The organism is Segatella copri (assembly GCF_024330485.1).
Lineage (GTDB): Bacteria > Bacteroidota > Bacteroidia > Bacteroidales > Bacteroidaceae > Prevotella > Prevotella copri_L.
In genome coordinates, this window is sequence record NZ_JANDWX010000008.1 from 75,437 (window position 1) to 101,414 (window position 25,978).

Annotated in this window: 19 protein-coding genes; 8 read left to right on the forward strand and 11 right to left on the reverse strand. The window is 45.9% G+C overall.

Going from position 1 to position 25,978, the window contains the following annotated elements; all coding sequences use genetic code 11:
* Positions 1 to 2 precede the first annotated feature (2 nt).
* From NNC77_RS06755 to NNC77_RS06780, 6 genes are all read right to left on the reverse strand, one after another.
* Positions 3 to 941 (reverse strand): hypothetical protein, encoded by a 939-nt coding sequence (locus NNC77_RS06755; protein ID WP_254970285.1) that lies wholly within the window; start codon positions 939 to 941, stop codon positions 3 to 5.
* Positions 942 to 956: 15 nt separating this feature from the next.
* Complete coding sequence (locus NNC77_RS06760) at positions 957 to 2,867, reverse strand: DUF1566 domain-containing protein (RefSeq protein ID WP_254970287.1); 1,911 nt, start codon at positions 2,865 to 2,867, stop codon at positions 957 to 959.
* A 24-nt stretch (positions 2,868 to 2,891) separates the two neighbouring features.
* Positions 2,892 to 4,571 carry a hypothetical protein gene (locus NNC77_RS06765; protein WP_254970288.1) on the reverse strand — a complete coding sequence of 560 codons (1,680 nt, stop codon included), beginning with the start codon at positions 4,569 to 4,571 and terminating at the stop codon, positions 2,892 to 2,894.
* A 35-nt stretch (positions 4,572 to 4,606) separates the two neighbouring features.
* Positions 4,607 to 5,722, reverse strand: a complete 1,116-nt coding sequence (locus NNC77_RS06770) for a FimB/Mfa2 family fimbrial subunit (protein ID WP_119228765.1) — start codon at positions 5,720 to 5,722, stop codon at positions 4,607 to 4,609.
* A gap of 341 nt (positions 5,723 to 6,063) precedes the next feature.
* The gene (locus NNC77_RS06775) at positions 6,064 to 7,551 is read right to left on the reverse strand and encodes an Mfa1 family fimbria major subunit (RefSeq protein ID WP_234564248.1); all 1,488 of its coding nucleotides are present in this window, start codon (positions 7,549 to 7,551) and stop codon (positions 6,064 to 6,066) included.
* Positions 7,552 to 7,956: 405 nt separating this feature from the next.
* Complete coding sequence (locus NNC77_RS06780; RefSeq protein WP_118141074.1) at positions 7,957 to 9,471, reverse strand: NAD(P)H-hydrate dehydratase; 1,515 nt, start codon at positions 9,469 to 9,471, stop codon at positions 7,957 to 7,959.
* Between the two features lie 166 nt (positions 9,472 to 9,637).
* Here NNC77_RS06780 and hpt point away from each other — a divergent pair, with 166 nt between their 5' ends.
* The 5 genes from hpt (at position 9,638) to NNC77_RS06805 (ending at position 14,968) form a co-directional block, all read left to right on the forward strand.
* On the forward strand, positions 9,638 to 10,177 hold the full coding sequence (gene hpt / locus NNC77_RS06785) for a hypoxanthine phosphoribosyltransferase (RefSeq protein ID WP_217326406.1): 540 nt from the start codon (positions 9,638 to 9,640) through the stop codon (positions 10,175 to 10,177).
* Between the two features lie 202 nt (positions 10,178 to 10,379).
* Complete coding sequence (locus NNC77_RS06790) at positions 10,380 to 10,952, forward strand: adenylate kinase (RefSeq protein ID WP_022122168.1); 573 nt, start codon at positions 10,380 to 10,382, stop codon at positions 10,950 to 10,952.
* A gap of 67 nt (positions 10,953 to 11,019) precedes the next feature.
* The gene (gene obgE / locus NNC77_RS06795; RefSeq protein WP_006848787.1) at positions 11,020 to 12,180 is read left to right on the forward strand and encodes a GTPase ObgE; all 1,161 of its coding nucleotides are present in this window, start codon (positions 11,020 to 11,022) and stop codon (positions 12,178 to 12,180) included.
* A gap of 5 nt (positions 12,181 to 12,185) precedes the next feature.
* The gene (gene pgeF / locus NNC77_RS06800) at positions 12,186 to 13,025 is read left to right on the forward strand and encodes a peptidoglycan editing factor PgeF (protein ID WP_254970289.1); all 840 of its coding nucleotides are present in this window, start codon (positions 12,186 to 12,188) and stop codon (positions 13,023 to 13,025) included.
* Positions 13,026 to 13,774: 749 nt separating this feature from the next.
* Complete coding sequence (locus NNC77_RS06805) at positions 13,775 to 14,968, forward strand: peptidoglycan DD-metalloendopeptidase family protein (RefSeq protein WP_254970290.1); 1,194 nt, start codon at positions 13,775 to 13,777, stop codon at positions 14,966 to 14,968.
* A gap of 307 nt (positions 14,969 to 15,275) precedes the next feature.
* Here NNC77_RS06805 and NNC77_RS06810 read toward each other — a convergent pair whose 3' ends face one another.
* Together NNC77_RS06810 and NNC77_RS06815 are read right to left on the reverse strand one after the other, a co-directional pair.
* The gene (locus tag NNC77_RS06810; RefSeq protein WP_006848784.1) at positions 15,276 to 15,476 is read right to left on the reverse strand and encodes a hypothetical protein; all 201 of its coding nucleotides are present in this window, start codon (positions 15,474 to 15,476) and stop codon (positions 15,276 to 15,278) included.
* A 21-nt stretch (positions 15,477 to 15,497) separates the two neighbouring features.
* Positions 15,498 to 16,682 (reverse strand): phosphoribosylaminoimidazolecarboxamide formyltransferase, encoded by a 1,185-nt coding sequence (locus NNC77_RS06815; protein ID WP_217313125.1) that lies wholly within the window; start codon positions 16,680 to 16,682, stop codon positions 15,498 to 15,500.
* A 211-nt stretch (positions 16,683 to 16,893) separates the two neighbouring features.
* Here NNC77_RS06815 and NNC77_RS06820 point away from each other — a divergent pair, with 211 nt between their 5' ends.
* Positions 16,894 to 17,118: a hypothetical protein gene (locus NNC77_RS06820; protein WP_022122172.1), complete on the forward strand. Its 225-nt coding sequence runs from the start codon at positions 16,894 to 16,896 to the stop codon at positions 17,116 to 17,118.
* 154 nt (positions 17,119 to 17,272) lie between these two features.
* Here NNC77_RS06820 and rplS read toward each other — a convergent pair whose 3' ends face one another.
* Positions 17,273 to 17,638 carry a 50S ribosomal protein L19 gene (gene rplS, locus NNC77_RS06825; protein ID WP_117727195.1) on the reverse strand — a complete coding sequence of 122 codons (366 nt, stop codon included), beginning with the start codon at positions 17,636 to 17,638 and terminating at the stop codon, positions 17,273 to 17,275.
* 268 nt (positions 17,639 to 17,906) lie between these two features.
* On the opposite strand from rplS, the gene NNC77_RS06830 reads away from it, so the two are divergent.
* Together NNC77_RS06830 and NNC77_RS06835 are read left to right on the forward strand one after the other, a co-directional pair.
* A complete protein-coding gene (locus NNC77_RS06830) occupies positions 17,907 to 18,683 on the forward strand; it encodes a 5'-nucleotidase C-terminal domain-containing protein (RefSeq protein WP_254970291.1) in 777 nt (258 codons plus the stop codon).
* Positions 18,684 to 18,754: 71 nt separating this feature from the next.
* The gene (locus NNC77_RS06835; protein ID WP_254970306.1) at positions 18,755 to 19,588 is read left to right on the forward strand and encodes a bifunctional metallophosphatase/5'-nucleotidase; all 834 of its coding nucleotides are present in this window, start codon (positions 18,755 to 18,757) and stop codon (positions 19,586 to 19,588) included.
* 88 nt (positions 19,589 to 19,676) lie between these two features.
* Here the strand turns inward: NNC77_RS06835 and NNC77_RS06840 are convergent, their stop codons facing one another.
* On the reverse strand, positions 19,677 to 21,347 hold the full coding sequence (locus NNC77_RS06840) for a glycoside hydrolase family 43 protein (protein WP_254970292.1): 1,671 nt from the start codon (positions 21,345 to 21,347) through the stop codon (positions 19,677 to 19,679).
* Positions 21,348 to 21,554: 207 nt separating this feature from the next.
* Positions 21,555 to 25,661: a hybrid sensor histidine kinase/response regulator transcription factor gene (locus NNC77_RS06845; RefSeq protein ID WP_254970293.1), complete on the reverse strand. Its 4,107-nt coding sequence runs from the start codon at positions 25,659 to 25,661 to the stop codon at positions 21,555 to 21,557.
* Between the last annotated feature and the right edge of the window lie 317 nt (positions 25,662 to 25,978).

Genomic DNA, 25,978 nt, shown 5'->3' on the forward strand with positions numbered 1-25,978 from the left:
CATCACCTGCCAGTCTGCTTCCGTCCAGGGGGGGGAGTTACATAATCTACGTTCCATACCCATTCGGAGTCGCCTGTTGTTGGGGTGAATTTGAGGTTCGTTCTGTCGAATGGTGCCAGGGTTCCGTATGCCACTCCGTTTATCACTGTCAGTTTGAAGTCATTCTCCAGCGTCCTGTTTTCTTTCTTAGCATTTTCAATGGCATCTTTGCTCCATTCTGCCGAAATCTTAGCCCTGTCTCTGATGAGATGGATGATATAATCCTCCTTTGTAGTTTTGGGATTCAGATATTCTTTCAGTTTTTCTGGGTTCTCTTTGCAGATATATCCCCAATAGCGCGTAATCACAGACTGTTCTTCTGTGTGATAGGTCTCGAAAGTAGTCATGAGCAGGTTCTCATGCATGCCTGCCCATTTCCACTGATCGCTTTCATTGATGGTTTTGTAAACATTGTCGGTATTCGCCACCAGATGGATACGTGAGGTGTTGTTCGGAATCATTGCCGAAAATTCTTTTGGCTCTGTGCTTCCGTTGGTCTTGATGCCTCCGCCGTTCACTCCTTCTGCTGGGTTATGGGTGATGCTTCCAGTGTAATTGCCATTCTCGTCAACTTCATGATAGTTTCCGTCGTTATCTCTTCTGAATCCAAGAACCGCAGTAAAATCCTGTATTTTACCTAAGCCCACAAACTGTCCCTTGTTGTCGAAGCAGAACAGCTTCATGGCTTCTTTGTTTCGGATACCTTCGTTGAGGAACACGGTGCTTCGGGTAGCGTTCTCTTCGAAACTGGGAATGGCTATTCTGAAACTGGCTTTATAGTAACCTTCTTCTGTTTCACTGGTCGTAGAAGGGTCGTTGTCAACCATAGAATCGGAACAGGCTGTCAACATGGTTGTTAACAGCACTGCTATGATTCCGATATATAATTTTATTTCTTTCATATCATTCTGCTTCTTTTATTCGATGTCTTGGTTCTCGATTTTTTCAATTTCATTCAATGTCAGGTCACGGACGCAGCGAACGAACTTGCCATCTTGCTTCTTGTCGTTATTGTAGCCTGATGTGTTGCCGTCAAGAGTCCAGTAGCATTCACCTGTCATCACTTTTCCGAAAGCATTCTTTGCCTCGTCAATTTTCTGCAAACCCAAGATGACTTTTACTTCGTCTTGAGTTGGAAGGCGCCAGCCGTTCATTTCAACGGTCTCACGCTTTCGGGTCTTTGCGGTTTCTGTATACTTTTTGCAATAATCTCTGGCTGCTTGGTTGCTTTCGTAGAAATTGCCTTTTGCATGATCGCCTTCGCCCACTGTTGAGGCTATGATGAAGGCAGGTGAAACCGTATTGTCTTGTGACATGTTGTTGTTGTCCAATTTTGGCTTGGCAAAGGTATATTGACTGTAATTACTGTTCCTGGTATTAGCTACCTGAACTGTGTACAGTCGGTTTTTGATATCCTTTGTATGGTCAGATTTAACACTTTCTACATTCAGTGAATACACAGCAGGATATTTCCTGACGAGTACATCCTGGTATTTGCTGTAACCATTCTTGTTAAAGCCAATCTTGAACTTACAGTAAACGACGGTATTGTGTGATGGCTGGTCTCCTGTTTCTATTCTTATCCATCCTCTTTTATTGTCACATGTTTCACCTGAATATTTTGCGTCAGCTCCACCAAATTGAACCTCTTGAGTGCTGATTTCTCCAAACTTGTTGATTTCATACCCGTTTTTTTCAGAGGTGCGACATTCTTCTGCAGCAAACCATTGAATGCTTTCATCCAGCGATTTGTCTTTCATATCCAGCTTCGTAGGATATACCACCAGATAGCTTGCCTTATCAGCATCTACTTCAGTATCTTCTCCCGTAGTCCATTTGGTGATAGCCCATTTCAGATAGCCCAATTCTTTATCGTAATCAATGTTTATATTATCCTTGAGACGCTTGATGTCTGCATTTACCGTATAGATGTAGTTGCGTTCCAGCTTCTTTTCTCCCTTTGGGTCACGAACGGGGATGGTCAGCTCTTTTTCCCTTTTTTCATTCTTGCCATCCGTGCTTTCGAAAACGACCTTTACGGCAATTTTCGGAGCATCCTCTTGGCTGGTCCAGGTGGTGGAATAACTGTATGTAGTTACAGAACACTTGTTGGCTTCTATTTTATCCACCGTGTTATCTTCGTTGTTGCTCATGATGTTTGGCGTAGCTGGCTGGCCTGCAAATACAGCAGTATTGGTGTTGTAGTTGAGAAACTTCCACGTTACGTTTGTGATATTGTAGCCGTTTACTGATGAAGAGAGATTCAGCTTAATCTTGGCAGCCGCTCTCACCAATTCTACAGGAATATCCTGTATAGGGTCTTTGCTGATGATATACTGCTCCTTGGCACTCATCAGAAACTTCTTGTCTTTTGCCTGAGGATAGGGAAGCCAGATGTCGTTGTCCTGCTGGGTGCTGGCAAGAAGTTCTTCCAGATTCTTACCCTTGAGATTTTCCTTGGCATTGGCTACTGCATAGTACGGATAAGTTTTATCCACATCAAGATGGAGTTCCGATTTCCAGTCGCCCGAACCCAGTTCCTCTTCTTTGTTCTCTGCAGGGGTGTCGAACTGACGGTTTATTCTGCGTTCGTTGGATGTCGGTTCGAACATCTTAAAGTCAAGAGAAGATAGAGTTTTTTCATGAAGATTCTCTTCTTCCTTCACTCTTGTGGTCTGCAGGTCGTTGACCATGGGAGTCATGCTCAGCTGTTGTGTAGCCGAACCGTTTCCCAGTTCGTCTTCAGCCGAGCATCCTGCCATGAGCCATCCTGCCGTAAGAGCCAAGATGCATTTTGCGAATCTTATGTCTATATATAACTTCTTCATGATGAATATTGTTTTCTTATGTCTTTATAATACTTGTTCGAAGTGAATGTCTTTGCCCGCATCCTCTCCGGTGATACATCCCTTCAGTTTGAAATCAGGATTGAGAACAAACCTTTCGTTTGGATTCTTGGTCAGGAACACATGTGCTCTTACGTTGTGTGGCTGAGCCATATCCAGTCGGTTCTTGGGCACTACATAGAAGTAGAGGGTTTTCTTTGCACCTTCCTTGTTGATGATGTAGCTTTCTATCTTGTAGCTGTCGGCCGACTGTCCTGCTTTGAAACTTCCATCCTCATTACACTCTACGAATCCGAAAAGTGGGTTGTCTGTTTGGAGAATCCATGGTGCTCCTTTGGTGTCGATGTCCTTCAGTGTAATCATCGGACCGCGTTGTGGCTGACCATAATATACCTTGTAGCCCCAATCAGTCTTGTCGGCATCAGGAAATATCACTTCTGTTGATGGATCGTTGTAATCATACGTTCCGCCATCTTGCCATTCTTTAATGGTTGGAGTAACGGTGAGCATGCCCATCTGTCCGTTGAGGAAGTAACCGTAAACTACCAGCTCGCGGTTGCGGATGGCTTTACTGCCTGTTGGGATACTGAAGTCAACGCTTTTTTCTTCCGTGCCTAAAGAATAATGAATCTTTCCTTTGATTGCCTTGGTGGTTTCACGGAGATAGCACAGGTTGTGGGGAGCAATTCCTGCTTTCTTAAAGGCATCCAGATAATCCTGTGCAGTTTGAGTTTCGTTCTTCTTGAACTTCTCTGGATCTTCTACTTCCTTGATGTTATCAGTCTCAACACCATTCAGTTTCAAAACAGTTGATACATAGCCGTTACTGTTTACATTGTATTTGTTGCTGGTAACAACCTGATTGTCATCATTTTCTTTGTATTCAGTCTCATCAGGGAAGATGTAGCTGGCGGTAGGAATGGTGTTTCCTTCCACCTCGATACTGGTAACCTTTACATTTTCTGTGCCCGTTTTGCGGGCAAAGTAGAAGTGGAGCTTGGAAACAGCGCGAACCAGAGGAATCTTGATGCCTTTGGTCGCTGCCTCTGCTTCGGTTGTTCCAACATGTTTCTCTACAGAAATGTTGGTGATGGCACGAGAGATAGGGAGACCTGTTTCAGGAACTTTTGTGTTCTGTGGATTACCATTATCTTGAATGCCAAAAGTAGAGTCAAAGCTGATATTCTGCAACTCCTTGCGGGTGATGCTGCTGAAATTCTTACCGCTCAACTTGTCTTGTATGTTGGTACTTTCTGAATTAGCCAGGATGTAGAGGTCGATATTTTCTACCTCTTTTCCTGCTATCTTTCTTAAGAAACGTAGCTGCAAATTGTAGCTGCCATTAATATCTTTCAATGCTTCTTCCTTATATGCGATAGGATTGGCATCTTCGTTTGTGCCAGATTGAAACACCCATACCTTGATGCTGTGAAAGTCGCTCTCTGAGTTTGGGTCAGCTTTACTTTCATTATTTGCGAGCACATCTTCCGTATGGCTTTCTCCGGCTCTGGTACTGTTTCCGGTGCCGGTAGAGAAACTGAGGCTCAGATAGGCATTGTCGCTTTGAGCTGTTTCTGTATTTTCATTCTCTGAACAGGATGCCATTGCGCCTACCATGAGCAAAGCAGCGAGTGCCATACACACTGGGCGTGTCATCTTGGTCAGAGTAGATTGATAGCGTTTCATGTTTTCTTTCTTTTACTTATACTTCTTTTCTTTTCTTATTTTCCCAGGTCGGCATTCTGAAGATTCAGAACCCAGTTGTTTACCTTGATTCTTGCATCCATGCTATAGGTAGAACTTGGAGCTGGCACGTAGAATACCAGGGTGTAATGATCCTGACGGTCCAGATACTGCTGGTCGCTCCAGTCTTTGCCGTAGCGGTCGCTGGCACAGAGTGAGAGGAACCAAGGCAGGGAGTGGTTGAAGATGACTTTGTTGATGCGCTTGTCGGTGATGACGATGCGCTTGTCATCATATTGGCTGGATCCGTCGGCAGCGCGGCTCTTGTTGTCATCTTTGGTTTCGAACATACGTGATGATGACAGGTCGTAAACCAGCGCCTTTTCTACGTCTTCGCCTTCTACCTCAGTCTTGCCGCTGTGGTTTTCTACCAGTTTCTTCTCATAAGGTAGATAGGTGATTGCCTTTGGCTTTACCTTGTCGCCCTTATAGTCGAGTAGGGCAGCGGAACCTTTGATTTCTACATCGAAGTTTTCGGCTGTGAATCCTTCCTGGTCGGGTTCGAATGGAAGCATCACCACGCGGTATGTCTTGGTACACTTCATCAGACTCAATTTTCCCTGCACATCGTTTTCTCCATCAAAGTTGAGGGAGTCCTGTGCGGTATAGAGTGCGGTGAAGTGCTTGTCGTTTACGGATTCTTCTGCGTTTTTTTTGCCCATTTCCTCTTGCAGGTCGTTGATGGTAGAGATACCTGGGGTAAGTTTAGTAAAGCTAAACTCGGTCTCATCATCACCTTCGGCTCTTGTTCCCATTGCGGCAGGCTGCTTGTCACGAGCCAAGCAGACGAAGGTATACTTGCCTGCTTGCAGGTCTGTGATTTCCATCTTATGACCTGTTTCAAACTTGTCAGCCGACTCGGTATAGTTATCTACGAACTTACCGTTCTTGTCGAATACATAAACGTTGAGGTTCTTCACCTCAGCAGAGAAAGCATCAGCCTCTTTCACATTATAAGTATAGTCGAATTTGAGCGACAACTTAGCTGTAGGGCAGCTCGTGATTTCGTCTTTCATACATGATGAAAGAGAAGTGAGTGCGATGGCTGAGATGCAAACCAGCTTGCAACATTTGTTGTTGAGGAAATGTGCCATATTCTTTATCTTTTATAATCTTTTACTTTTACTTATTTTATATAGAGAGTGCCGTAGGTAGCGAATATCTTTGCTTTATCAGTTCTCTGTTTCGTTGCCTTCGGCATCGTTATTATCTAAGGATTGAAAAGTGCCAGTCTTTCGGGTTGGGGGTATGACGGCACGTCTTTGTATCTCCCGCCTTTTATACATGGGCGGCAATGTTAGTTATCTTTTAAGAATGTTTTCGTTCTTTTCAGAACGAACGTTTGGTTGATAAACTCACGGAGGAGGATTGCTCCCCCGAGAGTATTGGTATATATATAAGTATTTATATTTTATCTGTCTGGTTTGACGGAATATTACTGCAAGTTAACGTTATCTTCGTTGAGAACCCAAGGGTTAACAGTAACAGTAACGTTGAGATAGTAGGAATCATTCTCTGTTGGAGTACCATTAGGTACCTGGGCACCTACGTTGAAGATGTTGTTAATATTGAGGCGATAGATGCTGTTACGCTGGATAATGCCATTGATGTAATTGTCCTTGATAACATGCTTGTAGTATGTCTTACCTCCCTTGAATACTTCAATGTTGTAATCCTTACGGAACTTTGCCAACTCTGTTTCGTTTTTGATGGCATTAGTCAATTCTGTCTTCATTTCATCTTTGTCCTTGCCATTGAAGAGGCCTGTTACACCCTCGTAATCTTTGAAGATCTGAGCGAAAGAGGTGTAGATTACGTTGTTGTAACGATAGAATGTACCATCCTTGAAGTCTGCAGGTTCAGTAAACTTGCTGTTATCCAACTTAATCTGATACTCGAAGTACATGGTTGTAGGAGCAGTTGTAGAGCTATTCTCGAAGACGTAGTTTACCTTGGCTTTTTCTGTAGTAGTGAAACCACCATCCTGGTAATCGTATACTCCACCGAAATCTGCTGTTGGCTGGTAGTAGCTGATTCCTTCTGGAATGATGAGTTTATTATCAGTACTCCAATTCTGCATCACGTAAGACTTATTTGCCAAGTTAGAAACAGCATAGTTTAACAACTTAATCTCTGCAACCTTCTCCTTAGCATCCTTCATTGCTACCTTCAATGCCGCTGAAGCATCTGTTGGAGCTTCTGCAAGAACTGTAGATGTACCAGGATTTGGAGCATCAATACGAGCTACTACACGCTCAACCTTGATAGGAGCATTGTTTATTGGAGTTTCTCCATCTTTTGATATATACTTAACCTTTGCAGGGTTCTGCTTGTTGTTGTTAGCCTTGCTGAAGGTTACAGAATAACCATTACCATTTACCTGTGCATCGTTCTGGTTGAACATAGCAAAGTTGTCGTCGGTAGCGAATGGATTTGCGAACTTGCTAGTCGCTGTAAAGACGTTTTTGTTCGTAGCTGCGAAGTCCATTTCAGGTGCTGGTTTGTTGCTACCAGCCAAGAAATATACACGGTATGTCTTATCTGCTTCAACTGCAGGAACCTTGATTTCGAAAGTCTTGTTACCGTCCTGCTGTGTTGTAGTACCATCTTTACCAGTAACGGCTCCAGACCAAGTCAGGTTCTTAAGATTCTCAGAGAAAACAATCTTATTGTCCTTATCTACCAAATACAAAGTACCAGTCTTGATAGCTGCTTCACCTGTTGTAGCATTCTCAGTCTTATCAAGAACTGAAGTTCTAGTACCGCTAGCATTTGGAGTCTGAATAGACAAGGTCATGTAGAAACCATCTACCTTCTCCTGACCAGCTTTGTTATCATCCAAATCATCATTACTGCTGCAGCTAGTGAAAGACAAAGCTGCGGCTGAAACCAAGCTCATTACGAGCAAATTCATTTTTTTCATAATCTTTTTACTTAATACAAAAAAAGTTATACAATATATTTTATTAATTCTTATTCTCAAAATTAAGTTTCGCACATATTGGCACAATCCGCTGAAAACAGATCGTATTTTACATCATCTTTTATCTTATACTTATATAAATAGAAAGTAAATAGTTACTCAAGTATCGCCCCACACGCCCTGAAAGGGCAGAAGCTCCTAGCCCAGGGCATCGCCCTGGGTAATTACGGACGCAAACCTGTCGCCCTGTAAGGGCAAAAGCTTTAAAACTCCAGGCAAAACATAAGGCTTTTGCCCTTACAGGGCGCCTTGCTGATTGCCATCATACCCAGGGCGATGCCCTGGGCTAGGGGCTTCTGCCCTTTCAGGGCGTGTGGAGCTTACTTGCGAAACTTGAATTGATCATTATTCTTCCAATCTGAGAAATGCTTTCGGAAGATACTGGATAATGTCGCTGGCGATGAGGCTTTCTTTGCCCAGATCTTTAGCTGCAAGATCGCCTGCCAGACCATGAAGATGCATACCCAGGCGACAGGCATCTTCCTGTTTGTATCCTCTTGCCAGAAGACCGGTGATGATACCTGTCAGTACATCACCGCTGCCTGCTGTAGCCATACCGCTGTTGCCCGTACTGCAGAAGTCAATCTTCCCGTCAGGGTGGCAGAGTGCAGAATAATGTCCCTTTAATATAATGTATGCCTGGAGGCGTTCAGCCAGTTCGCTTGCCTTCATCAGTCTTTCGGTACAGCTGCTGCTCGCATTGCCGGCAAGCCGGTCGAACTCCTTCGGATGAGGTGTCATGATGATATTCTTTGGCAACTGCTGCATCCACGCCCTGTGGCTGGAAAGAATATTGAGTGCATCGGCATCAATGACGAGCGGACAGGTAGCACGGCGCAGTTGGGCGATGAGGGCGATGGCTGTTGTCTCGTTCTGTCCCAATCCAGGACCTACGCCCAGCGCATCGAACATCTCTGTATCTACCGGTTCGCTGAATATGGTTTCTTCAGCATCCATCTGCAGTACCGCTTCAGGTACCGAAATCTGCATGATTTCATAATTCCGTTTTGGGGTATGGGCTGTTACCTTGCCCGCACCTGTTCTCAGACAAGCCTTGGTGGCTAATACCGAAGCGCCGCTCATGCCGTAACTTCCCGCTATGAGCAGCGCATTACCCATGCTGCCTTTATGGGCAAAGTCGCTGCGCGATTTCAGGAGCGGACGGATGTCGTTCTCTTCGAGTATGCGGCACCGGCACTCCGTATTCTGGATGAATTCCTGGGAAAGTCGGATGTCGAGCACGCGCAGTCTGCCCAGGTACTGCTGGTTATCCGCCATCAGCATCGACAGTTTCTTCTGCTGCAGGGTAAGGGTCAGAGTGGCACGGATGATGTTGGCATGGATATTATAGGAATTGTCCTCGGTCATCAGTCCCGAAGGGATATCGATGCTTACTACCTTGGCAGGACTCTGGTTGATATATTTCACCATCGCAGCGAATCCGCCAGCCAATGGTTTGTTGAGTCCGCTTCCAAAGAGTCCGTCCACCACCAGCGTTTCTGCATTGAGCTTAGGAGGGTCCAGGTTAGTGGTTATCTCAGTAAATTTCACTCTCTTTGCATCCAGCAGACGCTTCTTGTTGGCAAGACAGTCTGCCGACAGTTTGTTCTGCACATTAAATAAGTATGCACTTACATCATATCCATCCTCGCTGAGCATTCTCGCCACAGCAAGCGCATCGCCGCCGTTATTTCCCGGACCGGCGAAAACGACCACTGGAGTGCGGTTAGACCATTCCTCTTCTATGGCACGTGTCAGCGCTTTGGCTGCACGTTCCATCAGGTTGAGCGAACTGATAGGTTCGTGCTCAATGGTATATTTATCTAACTCATGAATCTGAGCGCTTGTGAAAATCTTCATATTATCTGATAATCTTAGTATTATCTGCGCGAACTGTCGTGATAATTTGTCAACTCATGCAGATAAACGGTTATTTTCATGCAAAAGTACAAAAAATAGTTGATGAAAGCACGAAGTTTCATGTTTTTTTCGTAATTTTGCAGAAAATATTATTATAGAACAGACTATGAGCATAGTAAAGATCAAGGATAAAAGCTTCAAGACATCGATTCCTGAAGCTGAGATTCTGAAGAAAGTACAGGTCGTAGCAGACCGTCTGAACAAGGATTATGCAGGCAAGAAACCTGTCTTCCTGGCAGTATTGAACGGCGCATTTATCTTTGCAGCCGACTTGATGCGAATGATTACCGTGCCAAGCGAGATTTCATTCGTGAAGTATGCTTCTTACGAGGGTACCTCCTCTACGGGCAGCATGAAGACCCTGATGGGTTTGAACCAGGATTTGGCAGGCCGCCACGTGGTTATCGTAGAGGACATCGTAGATTCCGGTTTCACCATGGCTCACATGATTGAAGACCTGAAGAAGAAAAATCCTGCCAGCATCGAAATTTGTTCCCTCCTCGTGAAACCAGGCAACTTGAAGGTTGATCTTGATATCAACTATGCTGTTATGGAAATCCCTAACGATTTCATCGTGGGATATGGATTGGATTATGACCAAGAAGGCAGAAACCTCCGCGACATCTACACGATTGTAGAAGAATAGGGGGTGAAGCATGTGGGAGAAAATTAGTGATTATTGCTTGGATATACCTTTTTTGGGTACATACATTATTTTGGCTATGGTAGGAATCCCTGCTATAGTATTCTTGTTATTTGTTATGACTCCGAAGGGAAAGCAATGGTTTAACAGTATAAATTAAGTTTCTGACACAACATAAATATTTTATATATATATTAAGGTAAAAATGAAAAATATCGTAATTTTCGGCGCTCCAGGTGCAGGTAAAGGCACACAGAGCGACAAGATGATCGAGAAGTATGGTCTCGGTCACATTTCTACAGGTGACGTACTTCGTAACGAAATCAAGAACGGTACAGAACTTGGTAAGACAGCTAAGGGTTATATCGACAATGGTCAGTTGATTCCAGACGAGTTGATGATTGACATCCTCGCAAGTGTATACGATAGCTTCGGTAAGGACCACGCTGGTGTAATCTTCGACGGCTTCCCACGTACCACTCCACAGGCTGAGGCTCTGAAGAAGATGCTTTCTGAGCGTGGTCATAAGATTGCTGCGATGATTGAGTTGGCAGTTCCTGAGGATGAGCTGATGGCTCGCCTGATTAACCGCGGTAAGGAAAGCGGCCGTTCTGATGATAACGAGGAGACTATCAAGAAGCGTCTCAATGTTTATCATACACAGACTGCTCCGCTCATCGACTGGTATGAGAAGGAAGGCATTCATCACCACATCGAGGGTCTCGGTACTGTAGATGAGATCTTCGCTCGTGTTTGCAATGTAATCGACAACTTGTAATCAAGATAAAGAATCTTCCCCGCTATGGTGGGGAAGATTTATTCATTAAATAAAAAGAAAAGAATAAATGGCTGAATCCAATTTCGTAGACTACGTAAAGATACAATGCCGCTCTGGTAAGGGTGGCAAGGGCTCCATGCACCTGCGCCACGTAAAGTACCAGCCTAACGGCGGTCCTGACGGTGGCGACGGCGGACGTGGAGGAAGCATCTATCTCCGCGGCAACCATAACTACTGGACGTTGCTGCACCTCAAGTATCAGCGCCACTTCTTTGCCGAGCATGGTGGAAATGGTGGCCGTGATAAGTGTCATGGAACCGATGGCAAGGATATTTATATCGATGTGCCTTGCGGTACCGTGGTATATAATGCCGAAACAGGCAAGTTTGTATGCGATGTGGCTTATGACGGGCAGGAAGTTCTGCTCCTCAAGGGCGGTCGTGGCGGATTGGGCAACTTCCAGTTCCGTACCTCTACCAACCAGGCTCCTCGCTATGCACAGCCGGGCGAACCTATGCAGGAGATGACCATCATCATGGAGCTCAAGCTCCTTGCCGATGTAGGTCTGGTAGGTTTCCCTAATGCCGGCAAGTCAACTTTGCTGAGTGCCGTATCAAGTGCCCGTCCTAAGATTGCAAACTATCCGTTTACTACGCTCGAACCATCGCTGGGTATCGTAGATTATCGCGATCACCAGAGTTTTGTCATGGCTGATATTCCTGGCATCATCGAGGGTGCGAGCGAAGGAAAAGGTTTGGGCTTGCGATTCCTCCGTCATATTGAGCGCAACTCTCTGCTGCTCTTCATGGTTCCGGGCGATACTGACGACATCAAGAAAGAATATGAAGTATTGCTGGGCGAACTGAAGAACTTCAATCCAGAGATGCTCGACAAGCATCGCGTGCTGGCTATCACCAAGTGCGATCTGCTCGACGAAGAGCTGATTGAAATGCTCAAGGAAACTTTGCCTACCGATCTTCCGGTGGTCTTCATCTCGTCTGTTACCGGACAGGGTATCCAGGAACTGAAGGATGTGCTCTGGAAGGAACTCAATTCTGAGAGCAACAAGCTTCAGGAGATTACTGCCGAAGATACGCTTGTTCACCGTGACAAGGATATGTCTCGCTTCCAGCAGGAACTGGCTGCAGAGGGCGAGGATGTAGTAGAATATATTGATGAGGATGAAATCGAGGATGTTGACGACCTCGATGATTTCGAATACGAGTAAATGTTATGATAAAAGAATATCAGGTAGCCGCTGGTGTCATGGCTTTCTCTACTACCCGCAGGGGAGGAGTAAGCCAGGGCAACTATGGCGAATTCAATATCAACGAATATTGCGGCGATTTTGCCGAGCATGTTGCCGAGAACCGCAAGCGTCTGGCTGCTGAACTCGGTGTCACTACCGACCATATCATCATGCCCCATCAGGTGCATGGAGTAGAGGTGCGCAATATTGCCGGCGAGTTTCTCACCATGCCTGAGAATATCCGCAAGATGGTGCTCGAAGGTGTAGATGCCGTGATGACTGACCAGAAAGGTGTATGCATCGGTGTTTCTACTGCCGATTGCATCCCTGTGCTTCTTTATGATGAGGAGCATCAGGCTGTGGCTGCCATCCATGCCGGCTGGCGTGGTACGCTGGCTCGCATCGTGCATAAAACCATTCAGGAGATGGCGTTTACCTATCATACCGACCCGAAGAAGTTGAAGGCGGTGATAGGTCCGGGCATTTCGCTCGACCATTTCGAGGTGGGCGATGAGGTTTACGAGGCGTTCGAGCAGGCAGCTTTCCCTATGGAAGAGATTGCCGAACAGCGTCCTAATGCCGCCTTCTCGGTTGATCCTGCTGAGCGTGAGCGCCTGGCAGCTGAGGGTAATATCGTGCAGCCGCTGAAATGGCATCTCAATCTTCCGCTCTGCAACAGACAGATTCTTCTGCATTGTGGAGTGCCCGAAGAGAATATCCAGGATTGTGGCATCTGTACCTTTGCCCATAGCGATGAGTACTTCTCTGCCAGAAAGCTGGGTATCGAGAGTGGCAGAATCTATACAGGCATCTTGTTGAAGTAAAAGCCTGGTAGCAGGTAAGTATCAGATAGTTTTCAAGATAACATCCATTTTTCCTTTTCTGTAAGAACGGAGAGGGAGAAATGGATGTTTTTCAGTTTATAGTTTACTGAAGTTTCGCATGTGGTTCAAGTACGGGCTGAAGACCCAAAAGCTCCAGAAGCAGCACGCCCTGAAGGCCCAAAAGCTCCAGAAGCAGCACGCCCTGAAAGGGCAGAAGCTCCTAGCCCAGGGCATCGCCCTGGGTATAATAGCAATCAGCAAGGCGCCCTGTAAGGGCAAAAGCTTTGTAAATTGCCTGGTACTTGAAAGCTTTTGCCCTTTCAGGGCGACAGGTTTGCGTCCGTAATAACCCAGGGCGCTGCCCTGGGAGGGCACTGAAAAAGTCCCCATTTTTAAGGACTAAAACGGAAAAAGGTTACGATTTATAACTTCTCTTTCCATAAATCGTCTTAATAAGGCTGTATTTGACAGAAAAAGAAGGATAAAACTACGATTTATCCGTCATTAACTTTCAATCTGAAAGTGGATTTTACTTTTTCAGTGCCCTCCCTGGGCTAGGAGCTTCTGCCCTTTCAGGGCGTGTGGCTAGGAGCTTCTGCCCTTTACCTTTGCTTTACCCTTCGGTCAGCGATTTTCAATTCCCTTCGGCCGGTGACCGTTGGTTCAGGGCGTGTGGAGCTCACTTGCGAAACTTGAATAGTTTATAGCATATTTAATGATTTAGAAAGAAAAAGTAAATAATGAAAAGAATGAAAAAAGGATTGCGGCTATTGGCTGTGGCAGGACTCATGGTGTTCTCGCTGAGCAGCTTTATGCCCGCTAAAAATGTATTCACGGCAGCCGAACAGCAGCAGGTGAGTATTGCAACACCCGGTCTCTTTGCCCAGAGTCAGGCATTTAATGTAGACTTTGAGATATTCCGTGCTAAGGAATATTCCTTCCCGCTTCCTGTGGGCAAAGCAACCCTTCTGAACAATCATGTGTTGCGTATCTCTACCTCTAAAGGCGATGCTGTCAAGGCGATGCTCGAAGGTTATGTGCGACTTTCCAGAAAGTCGGAATCAATGGGTAATGTCATCGTGGTGCGCCACGATTGCGGTCTGGAAACCGTTTATGCCAACAATGCCGAGAACCTGGTTAAGGTAGGACAGCATGTGGATGCCGGACAGACGATTGCCATTGTAGGCTCTAAGGAGGGTGAAACTTATTGCGACTTCTCTATCATGGTGAATGGCGGTAGGTTGAATCCGGAAACTTTCGTAGAGTTGAAATCGCATAAGTTGCGCCGCCAGACCGTGCAGTTCCGCAAGCATGGTGCCCGTGTCATCGCTTCGGTTATCGGCGGAAAGGATTCTTCTGTAGGAAGAAATGCTGAGGCTGACAAGGAGGCATCTGGCAAGAAAAAGGGTAGAATAGGAGATGGAATGACGCTCGATCCTGATGAGGTTCATGATCCGTTTACCATTACCAATACTTTCGAGCTTGATTTGGAGAAGATAGAAAAGACAGCCTGGGCTTATCCTTTGCCGGGTGCCAAGGTAATCAGTCCTTATGGTGGCAAGCGCCGCCATTCGGGTGTAGATCTCAAGACGTGCCCGAATGATGAGATTGTGGCTGCCTTTGACGGTACGGTTGTTGCATCAGGACCCTACTATGGTTACGGCAACTGTATCCGTATCAGGCATGCTTATGGTTTCGAGACGCTCTACAGCCATCAGAGTAGGAACAAGGTGAAGAAGGGCGATAAGGTAAAGGCTGGTCAGGTAATCGGTTTGACGGGCCGTACCGGTAGGGCTACCACAGAGCACCTCCATTTCGAGGTTAGCTTTGATGGTAGACGACTGGACCCAGCCATCATTTATGACCACGGCAAGCATCAATTGAAGCCTGTAACCCTTCATCTAACGAAGGGCAGGGGCGTTAAGAGTGTAAAGAACCGATAGCCGTTTTACTCTTCACTCTTCACCCCTCGAAACCCCGATAAACACAGGGGGTTCCGAAGGAAAGGTGAAGAGTGAAGAGTTTTTCGATGTACGTTACTTCTACCGCTTTTCCTTTGGATTTTGATGACTGTTTAAGAAGAACAGCCCACTAGCAATACGCTTGCTAGTGGGCTGTCTTACTTATACCAGTATCCTGTCTTTCGCTTGCCAGTACTCTATTCATGGCTCCCGCTATCAGAAAACAGTTCGCCCGTGCGCTGTTATCATACAGCACACGGGCGAAACATGTATTTATGATAGAGAAGTATTATTTCTTCTTCTGGGATTTACGATTGGCTCTCTGCTGGCGATACTTTGCCTTCTGACGGGCAGAGCCACTACCGTGAGCACCCGTTATGTACTTTTTCTTCTTGGCTTTGGTCTTCACCTTGTCGTCGTCATCCTTCTTAGGACCACCGCCGCCCTTGAAGACCATACCGCCCATGATAATATCGTCAATGTCACTCATATACCTTAATTATATAATAAATTAGTGATGGAAGAGGCGAACGTGAGTAAACGCCATAGCGATGCCATACTTGTCGCAGGTATCAATAACATGATCGTCACGGATACTACCGCCTGCTTCTGCTATGTATTCAACACCACTCTTGTGAGCACGCTCAATATTGTCGCCGAATGGGAAGAAAGCATCACTACCTAATGATACACCCTTGTTCTGGGCAATCCAAGCCTTCTTCTCCTCGCGGGTCAATGGCTCAGGCTTCTCAGTAAAGAACTGCTCCCAAACGCCGTCCTGCAATACATCCTCCCACTCATCAGAGATATAGACATTGATGGTATTGTCGCGGTCGGCACGGCGGATCTTCTCCTTGAAAGGCAGGTTCATCACCTTAGGACACTGGCGCAACCACCACTCATCAGCCTTAGAACCAGCCAGACGGGTACAGTGGATACGGCTCTGCTGGCCGGCACCGATACCGATAGCCTGACCATCCTTTACGTAGCATACAGAGTTACTCTGAGTATACTTCAGGGTGATGAGCGAGATAATCAGATCGCGCTTAGCCTCAGGAGTGAAAGTCTTGTTCTTGGTAGGAACATCCTCGAAGAGAGCAGGATCATCAAGCTTCACCTCGTTGCGTCCCTGTTCGAAGGTAACACCGAACACCTGCTTGTGCTCGACAGGAGCTGGCACATAGTCAGGATCAATCTTGATAACGCAGTAGGTACCCTTGCGCTTCTCCTTCAGAACCTCGATAGCCTCAGGAGTGTAGCCTGGAGCAATGACACCATCGCTTACCTCACGTTTGATGAGGAGGGCTGTAGCCTCGTCGCATACATCGCTCAGCGCAACAAAGTCGCCATAAGAGCACATGCGGTCAGCGCCACGCGCACGAGCATAGGCACAAGCCAATGGAGAGAGCTCAAACTTGACATCATCAACGAAGTAAATCTTCTTCAATGTGTCGCTCAGAGGCAAGCCGATAGCTGCACCGGCAGGAGAAACGTGTTTGAAACTAGCGGCAGCAGGCATTCCTGTAGCAGCCTTGAGCTCCTTGACCAATTGCCAGGAATTGAAGGCATCCAGGAAGTTGATGTAGCCAGGACGGCCGTTGATCACTTCGATAGGAAGCTCCCTTCCGTCATCCATATAGATGCGAGAAGGTTTCTGATTTGGATTACATCCGTACTTAAGTGCTAATTCTTTCATCTTCTAAGAAATGTATTTTGGAATTTGGCGCAAAGATACAAAAAATGATTGAGATATTGGACTTCTGTTTCGTAAAAAGCCCTAAAAAACAGCATTTTTATGATATAAAGCATTTTTTTACTCATAAACATAAAAAAGTCGGGAAAAATGAACTCTGTTTCATTCTTTTTCAGTACTTTTGCTCCCAGTTAGTAAATATGAGAGGATTGTTATGAAACAGGATTTGAAAGTTCTTGCTGAACACATAGAAAAGAAGGTTGGCAAGGCGCATGTTTTCCACAAAATGTGGGATGTTTTGAAAGGGAAGGAGAAGCCTTCCCGCCAGACTTTGGACAAGCTGGCGCTGCTTGCCGGATTCCAGAGCTGGGATGATTTCCAAGGTGCTTTACACGGCACGGAGGATGGGCTCGTGAATTATGATGCGGGCGAAAAATAAAAGAATAGAACATGGTTGGTTTAGCTGTCAACCATGATTTATTGAATCGTAAAGATAGTTGTTTTTCGGTATAAGATTATTAACATAAAAAAGGGAACCCGGTCGTGAGACTGGATTCCCTTTATTTTTTTCTGATTAGGTCTCCTAAGAAAAATTATTCTGCACCCTTAGCTACAGTCTTCTTCTCAGCGATACGAGCCTTCTTACCAGTAAGCTTACGCAAGTAATACAACTTAGCGCGACGAACCTTACCATGCTTGTTCACCTCGATAGAATCGATAGCTGGTGACTCGATAGGGAAGATACGCTCAACACCTACTGTACCAGACATCTTGCGAACTGTAAAACGCTTCTTGTCACCATGACCAGAGATCTTGATAACAACACCACGATAGAGCTGGATACGCTCCTTAGTACCCTCGACGATTTTGTAAGCGACTGTGATAGTATCACCTGCCTTGAACTCAGGGAACTTCTTGCCGGTTGCAAATGCTTCTTCAGCAACTTTAATCAAATCCATTTTTTGTATAAAATTAAAAATTGTTTGTCGTTCCAACGCAACATGGACTTGGACAACACTTCTGCCCAGACAACAGCGGTTACGCCGAAAAGCGGGTGCAAAGTTACTACTTTTTCTTGTATCTCGCAAATTTTCAGTCACTTTCTTCACTTTTTCCCTTTGTTTTTTTGATTTCTTTACTTCTGCAATGGAATTTTTTGGCCGATTTTGCCGATTTCGCCGATTTATTTTGTATCTTTGCGCTCTAAAAGTATTTAGTGTATTAAGTATGAAGAAAAAAAATAGTATCAAGATTTACCTTGCTTCGGCAGTCATGTTGCTGATGGCAAGTTCGGCTTTCGCCCAGAAATACAAGGTGGCGAAGGTGGAGAGAACCCGAATATTGGTTGATCAGAAATGGGATGCACAGCCTGATGCTGAGGCTACCAGGTTTATCGCTCCTTATAAGAGTAAGGTAGACAGTATCATGGGCCCTGTTGTAGGTCATATTGCTCATGATATGACTCGCCACCGTCCGGAGAGCGAACTCAGTAACTTGCTCTGTGACATCCTGGTATGGGGTGGCAAGCAGTTTGAAGAACAGCCTGTTTTCGCTGTTTACAATATGGGTGGCATCCGTTCTAATCTTGCCAAGGGTAAGATTACTGTAGGCGATGTGAACGATATGGCTCCTTTCGAGAACAAAATCTGTTTCCTGACCCTGAAGGGTGATAAGGTTCTGGAGCTTTTCCAGCAGATAGCTCATCGTGGCGGCGAAGGCTTGAGCCATGCTGTAAGAATGGTTATCACCAAGGATGGAAAGCTGAAGAGCGTTACGCTGAACGGTGAACCTGTTGATCCGGAGAAGAGTTACCGCGTTGCAACCCTCGATTATCTTGCCGAAGGTAATGACCAGCTCGTAGCCTTCAAGAGCGGAACCGATGTCTTTTCTCCTAAGCAGAAAGAGAACAATGTGCGCTACATCATCATGAATTATTTCCGTGAGATGCAGGCACAGGGTAAGGTGGTGGAATCTAAGATTGAAGGCCGCTGCGTGGTAGAATAGTTAATAGTTTATAGTTGATAATTCTGATGAAACATACATTATTATATCTAGGCCTGGCTCTGGCATCCTTCATGATGCAGCCGGCAGCCGTTCAGGCTAAAGCGAAGAAAGAGGCAAAGGTGGTAAAGCAACTCGTAGTGCTCCATACCAACGATACGCATTCATGCGTAATGCCCATCAATCCGAATCTTGCAGATACGGCAACAGCAAATCGTGGCGGTTTCCTCCGTAGGGTGGTGATGATCAAGCAGGAGCGTAAGGCGAATCCCGACTTGCTGCTCTTTGACAGTGGCGATTTCTCACAGGGTTCACCTTATTACTCTCTCTTCAAGGGAGATGTGGAAGTAGGACTGATGAACGAGATGAAATATGATGCTGCTACCATCGGAAACCATGAGTTTGATTTCGGAATAGACAACATGGTGCGCATCTTCAAGATGGCGAAGTTTCCTATCGTCTGCTCCAACTATGATTTCACCGGTACCGAACTGGCAAATATCGTAAAGCCTTATACCATTATCAGGCGCAAGGGACTGAAGATTGGCGTTTTCGGCTTGTGTCCGGAACTTGCCGGTCTGGTAACTGAAGCCAACTATGGCTGCATCAAGTATCTCGATCCTATCGCCAAGGCAAAGGAAATGACAGAGATATTGAAGAAGAAAGAGAAGTGTGATGTCATCATCTGTATCTCCCACCTGGGCTGGAAGATAGATGGCATCGACGATTCTGAGGTAGCCCCAGCCACCCGTGACATCGACCTGATACTGGGCGGTCATAGCCATACCTACTTCAAGCAGTTGGAGTATCTGAATAATCTCGATGGCAAACCGGTGCCAATCGACCAGAACGGAAAGAGCGCCATCTGGGTAGGAAAAATGACATTGGATATTGTGAAGAATAAATAAAAGAAGAAGGTTGATACCAGGCAAAACGCGAGGTATCAACCTTTTCTTTAATTATCTATTCCTAAAACGTTAATCTTTTCTCAAATCTTTATTCCTTGTTGGAAGAAGCATAGAGACCGATGCAGGCACCGAGGAAGCCGCCGCTCTTCTGGGTGCTCAGGTTAGAGGCATCCACACCCTTGGCAAGAAGCTGCCAGTTGCCGCCTTCTTCAGCATAATAGAAATCATAATATCTGTCATGACCTTCTACCTTCAGCTTCAGCTTACCTCCCTTGATAGGAGCAGAAGCGATAGTTACGTTGTTCTTCTCGGCACGGGTCAGGGTAATCATCAGCTTGCCCTTCTTCATGGTCTTACCCAATACGAAGTTGTGGTCTTCCTTCTGGAGAAGTGCCAAGCCTGCGATATCCTTATCGTTGCGAGGAGTAAAGTTGATTTCTGTCTCAGCTGTGAAGGTGCCGTGCTGCTGACGTGCCCAGATAGCAGACATCGGCTCACGCTTGTAGATGTTGCCTGGCAGGAGATTGAACTTCAATTTGCCGTTTTCTACCTTGTAACAGTCAACGAAGTCACGGAGGAACATCCAGCGTGGATTCAACTCTTTCAGACCTACCTTATTGTTATCTACATCGAAGTTATCCACATAAGAGAAGTTGCCTGAGAACTCATTCTTCTTTGCAGGCTTCAAACCAGCCTTCTCTCCAACGGTAGAGATAGGAGTATTCTTGGCAAGAATCTCTGGCCATCCATTCTTCCAGGTTACAGGCAGGAGATAAGTATCGCGACCTGTGTTGTACATATCCTCTTCATAAGGACGGCAAGCCAGGAATACAGCCCACCAGTTACCCTTGCCATCTTCTACGATGTCGGCATGACCGGCACTTGATACTGGGTCCTTGCGGTTAGGGTCGAGACCGGTACGCTGGGTAAGGATAGGGTTGTTAGGGCATTCTACCCATGGTCCCATCGGATTCTTGGCACGCAGGATAACCTCGCTGTGCCATCCGCCTGTACCACCTTCTGCACACATCAGATAATAGAACTTGTCCTTCTTGAAGAGGTGAGGACCCTCAATCCAGATAGGACGCGCCTCTACATGGGTTCCGCCACGCAGAATCTCCTTGAAGTCGCCCTTGATGCTGTCGCCCTTCACGTCGAATTCGAAGCAGCGGATAGAGCGTTGACCTTCGTAATCGGCACCGCCAACTACCGGACCGTTATGAACGATATATCCCTTTCCGTTGTCATCGAAGAAGAAGCTAGGGTCGATGCCGTCAATCTTCTTCAGATAGATAGGCTCGCTCCAGCCTTTTGAAGGATCTTTTGATTTCACAAAGAAGTTGCCGGCTCCCACATTGGTGGTAATCATATAGAAGGTCTTGTTCTTCTTGTTATAGCTGATGGCTGGTGCGAAGATACCGGCTGATACCTGCTGGCCCTTCAATGGAACCTGTGATGTGCGGTCGAGAACATGACCGGCTGGCTGCCAGTTGACCAGGTCTTTACTGGTTGAGAGAGGCACACCTGGGAAGAAGGTAAACGAAGAGTTTACCAGATAGTAGGTGTCACCTGCGCGACAGAGTGATGGGTCTGGATAGAAACCAGCCAGTACTGGGTTGTAATACTGGTGAGTCTTGTCGATTTCAACATTGAAGCGAGCGTCATTTCCCGCATACTTGAAATAGTCAAACTCAGCTGTCTGCGCCTGTGCAGCGGCTGCAAGCGTCAGGGAAAGCGATAAGATTGCAATTTTCTTCATTTTATTATTGGGTTTAAAATTACAGAATGAGTATCTGAACTCATGGCTGAAACATGTATTCAGAATTCTGCTGCAAAGTTACCGCTTTCCTTTTAAATATACCCCCACAGAATGTTACCAACACTTTGCGAGGCGTATCATAAACATCTCTATATGTAACAAATACTTTATTTCTGGAAACATCTGGCCTTTTCTGCAGTGAAAAGGCTAGATTTTCCGGTGTGCCTGCATATAATCGCGAGGCGAAGAGCCATAAAAGTTCTTGAACATGGTGCTGAAGCTGGCTGGGTTGGAGAAACCACAGGCATACATGATGTCTGTTATCGTCTTGTTAGAGTGACTCAGCAACTTTTCGGCATATTGCAGACGCGTATTGCGAATGAAGGCATGTGGTGTCTGGTTGGTCAGTTCCTTCATTCGGCGGTGCAGATGCACACGGCTCAGTCCTACTTCGCGGGCAATCATATCCACACTCAGGTCCTCATTATCCATGTTATCATTGATTACCTTCATCACCTGTTCCATCAGCTGGTCTTTTGGCGACAGGTCTTTTTCTATCGCGAGTTGCCTGTCGCTCTGGCTCTCGTTGCCCATAAACTTGTTTTTCAAAGTACGGCGCACGTTGAGCAGGTTGATGATGGTGCGGCGCAGAATGTCCATATTGAACGGCTTCACCAAATAGGCATCGGCACCCGACTGCAAACCGGTCAGCTGGTCTTCCTCTCTGCTCATCGCTGTGAGCAGAATCACCGGAATGTGGTTGGTGTTCACATTGTTCTTGATCTTGGTACAGAGCGTGTTTCCGTCCATTTCTGGCATCATGATGTCTGAGATAACGAGGTTTGGCTTCTGCTTGATAATCTCCGGCAGCGCCTCCTTTCCGTTGCAGAAGGTAAGGATATTGTAGGTTTCCTGTAGTTGGGTCTTCAGAAAATTACGTATAGCCTCATCGTCTTCTACCACAGCGATGGTGCTCTTTACCTTGCTCTTGAAATCTTCTTCGGCGTCATTGGCTGTATCGGCAGCATTCTCTTCGTTTCCTTCCTCCATGTTTTCTTCCAGTTCCTTGATGTCTTCAGCTGTCTGTGGCTCCGGTGCATCTATCATTTCTTCCGGTTTCAGATGCTCGTTGCCCAGAGGCAGCGTGATGAGGAACTGGCTTCCTTCCTTCCAGTCGGCTTCATCAAGTGTCTTGTTGTTGGCGGCTGTAATGGTTCCGTAGTGCAGTTCCACGAGCGAGCGGGTCAGGTCGAGACCGATTCCCGTACCTACATTCCGGTCATTAGAAGTGGTGGCACTCTGATAGAAGCGCTGGAAAATCGTTTCGAGCTTTTCCTCCTGAATGCCCTTGCCGCTGTCCTTGATGGCGATGCGGACATGATGAGGCGAGTGGGAGAGGGTGATACGGATTCTGCCGCCTGCAGGAGTAAACTTGAAGGCGTTTGACAGGACATTCATCAATACCTTGTCAAAGTTGTCGCGGTCTATCCATACCGGGAGTGTTTCATCTTCGTGCTCAAAGGTGAATTGGATGCTCTTGGCCACCGCTTGCTGGCAGAAGAGTTTGTATTCATCGCCAATGAATGCAACCATATCGGTTTTGCTCATGTGCATCACCATCTGTCCCTTGTCAATCTTTCTCAGGTCCATCATCTGGTTAATCAGGTGCAGGATTCGTTCCGAGTTCTTGCGCATCATATCGTAGATGCCCTGTCGGTGAGCGTCTTTGTCTTCCTTAATCAGCGTGAACAGCGGAGTGAGGATAAGAGTCAATGGGGTACGGATTTCGTGGCTGATGTTCATGAAGAACTTCAGTTTTGCTTCGCCCATCTCTTCCGCATGGATATGCTGCTGCAATATGAGCTGGTCTTCTATCTTGCGTTTGCGGTGCTTGATATAGAGCAGACAGAGCCCCAGGAAGGCAAGCAGATAGCAGAGTCTTGCCCAGATGCTGGCGTACCAGGCTGGGTGAACGATGATGGAGAACTCTTTGACAGGGGTTTCGTATCCGTTGCAGATGGCCTTGACACGGAACTTATAGGTACCTGCAGGCATGTGTGAGAATGACAGCTCGTTCATGCCAGACTGTATGGTTCGCCAATCCTCACCATTGATGCTGTAGGCATAACTGATCTGCTCTACATTATTATATGTAAGAGTAGACAGTTGGATGGTGAAGGTGTTGTCTTCATGAGATAAGGAGAACTTGTCGCTGTTGTAGGCGCCTTTGTCGGTGATAGTATAGATGCCCGATTCCATATCCGGGTATACAGGTTTGTTGCCCACAAGAAGTCCTGATATGGTAACTTTTGCCTGCCAAGGATGCTGTTTCACCTTGTCCGTATCAAACCAGTTGATACCGCCGGTTCCGCCCATCACCAGCATCTTTCCTCCCCAGAGCGTGCAGGCTGCTGCATCGCTGAACTCATTGCTCTGCAAGCCATTGTCTGAGTAGTACTTGTTGATGGTACCTTTTTCTGTATCTATCTGGTTTAAACCACAGGTAGTTCCTATCCAGATTCTACCCTTGTAATCTTCTATGATGCTGGTTACGCTGTTGTCAGAAAGTCCAAGTTCTGTGTTATAGATCTTCGGATGAGCATATCCCTTCTTCGGATCATAGCAGATTGCGCCGTCTTCTGTGCCAAACCATACGCGGTTCTTGCTGTCTGAATAAACGCAATGAGAGAAACTGCCCTTGCTCAGACAGTTGACGCCACCGAAAGTGGAAGTCCAGCTGTTTTTTTGCTGGTCATAGCAAGCCAGACCCACAGAAGTGGCTACGAAAATCCGCTTACCATCTTTTGAGATGCTAAGTTTTATGAGGTAATCATTAGGAATACTGTTCTTTTTCAGGTTGTTGTCGGCACCATCTTGTGCTTCCCATTGCTTGATGCTTCCATCTGGAGAAAGGCGGAAAAGTCCTTTGCCCATAGTAGCAAACCATACATTGCCCTGCGGGTCTTCCTTGATATCGAAGATGCCCGCCTGGTTGCCAATGCCTAGGCTGAATGGATGGAAAGATCCCCCCGCATCTATCAGCCCGATGCCGTCAGTATAGGTTCCTGCCCATGTTCTGCCTTTCTTGTCTTTGCAGAGTGCCAGTACCGTGGTGTTGCTTAATAAATGGCTCTTGATGCTACCGGTTTTTATGTCAAAGAGGTAAAGACCATCCTTGTCGGTGCCCACCCAGACTTGATCGCCCTGGTTGGCACACAGACTTGTGATGCTGTTTTCGCCTATCACGTTGCGGCTGTCCAAACGGTAGCCCATATAGTTGAAATCGCATTGAGCCTGCGACTGCATGAATACGCCCTTCTGGAGCATACTCACCCAGATGTTTCCCGTAGAATCTTCTATAATGCTGGTAATCTTGCTCTTGGCAAGATTTACTTCATGGCAGAACAGAGGATTATTTTGCAAGAATCCTGTTACAGGATTATACACGAAGATACCCATACCATCGCAACCGATAAACAAGCGCTGGTCGCGGCTGATATAGATGTTGTCAATAGGAAGGTTGCCTATGCCGGCTATCTTGGTGAAGGCGGTTGAACCTGCCTTGAGAAGGTAAACACCATCATTCTTGGTAGCAAGATAAATGTTGCCCTTGTTGTCTTGCCTGATATCTTGTGTGTTAAGTTGCTCTGTTCCCATGATGCGTGAAACAATCTTGCCGTTCTTTTCTTTCCGTAACAGCTTTCCGTTTTCCAGGATAATCCAGAGCCTTTCTTGTTTGTCTTCCAATATCTTGTGTACAAACTTCAGCTTCTCTACTTCTCCTTTCATGGTGTAACAGGCGTTTGCATCTATTTTCTTGGTCATGATGCCGTAACCGGAGGTGACGACAGCAATATCGCCATTGTGCAAACGGCTTACCTGGGTAACGTAAGTGTTTATAGGCTTATTTCTTGAATCGAGCATAGGTACGTTGCAGAACCTTTTGCCATTAAGTATAAGTAGCGACTTGTTTGTTCCCAGCACAATACGCCCCTTTTCATCCTGTGTTATACAGTTGATATAGTTGCTGTTGAGCCCGTTACTGTTGCCGTAGGTTTTTCTGATGACCATAAAGTTATAGCCATCATAGATATTCAAGCCGTTACGGGTGGCAATCCAAATGAAACCATTTGAATCCTGGAACACCTGAGTGGCAAGGTTGCTCGAAAGCTGGTTGTCTGAATTGAAAAGTTTTCCTCGCTGCGCCATCATGTTCTGCGCAGTGAGACAGAAGATAAACATCAGTAAAAGACCGATGTATCTCATTGTTCTGAGGTTTGATTTCATGGAAATCATCATGATTCTTGGTTTCATTGTCTTTTGGCTTTTTTATATTCGTTTGCAAAAATACAAAATTTATGGGAGAATAGTGCACGGAAATGTATGTTTTTTATAGATTTGTGCTAAAAAGATGTTAAAATGTTACGTAAAGTAAAGATAATGTTACATGTGGTACAAGAGAAAAACTATTGGTTACTTATTATAAAGTATATATGATAGATTAGGAGTATCTTTGCATCGGTTTTTAAAGTTGTATGTTTCAGAACATTTAGGTTAGTTAGGTTTATACATAATAGTTTGTAGAATAGGTTTAGAATTTCTAAAAGATTTTGATATTATGGTTTTTATAT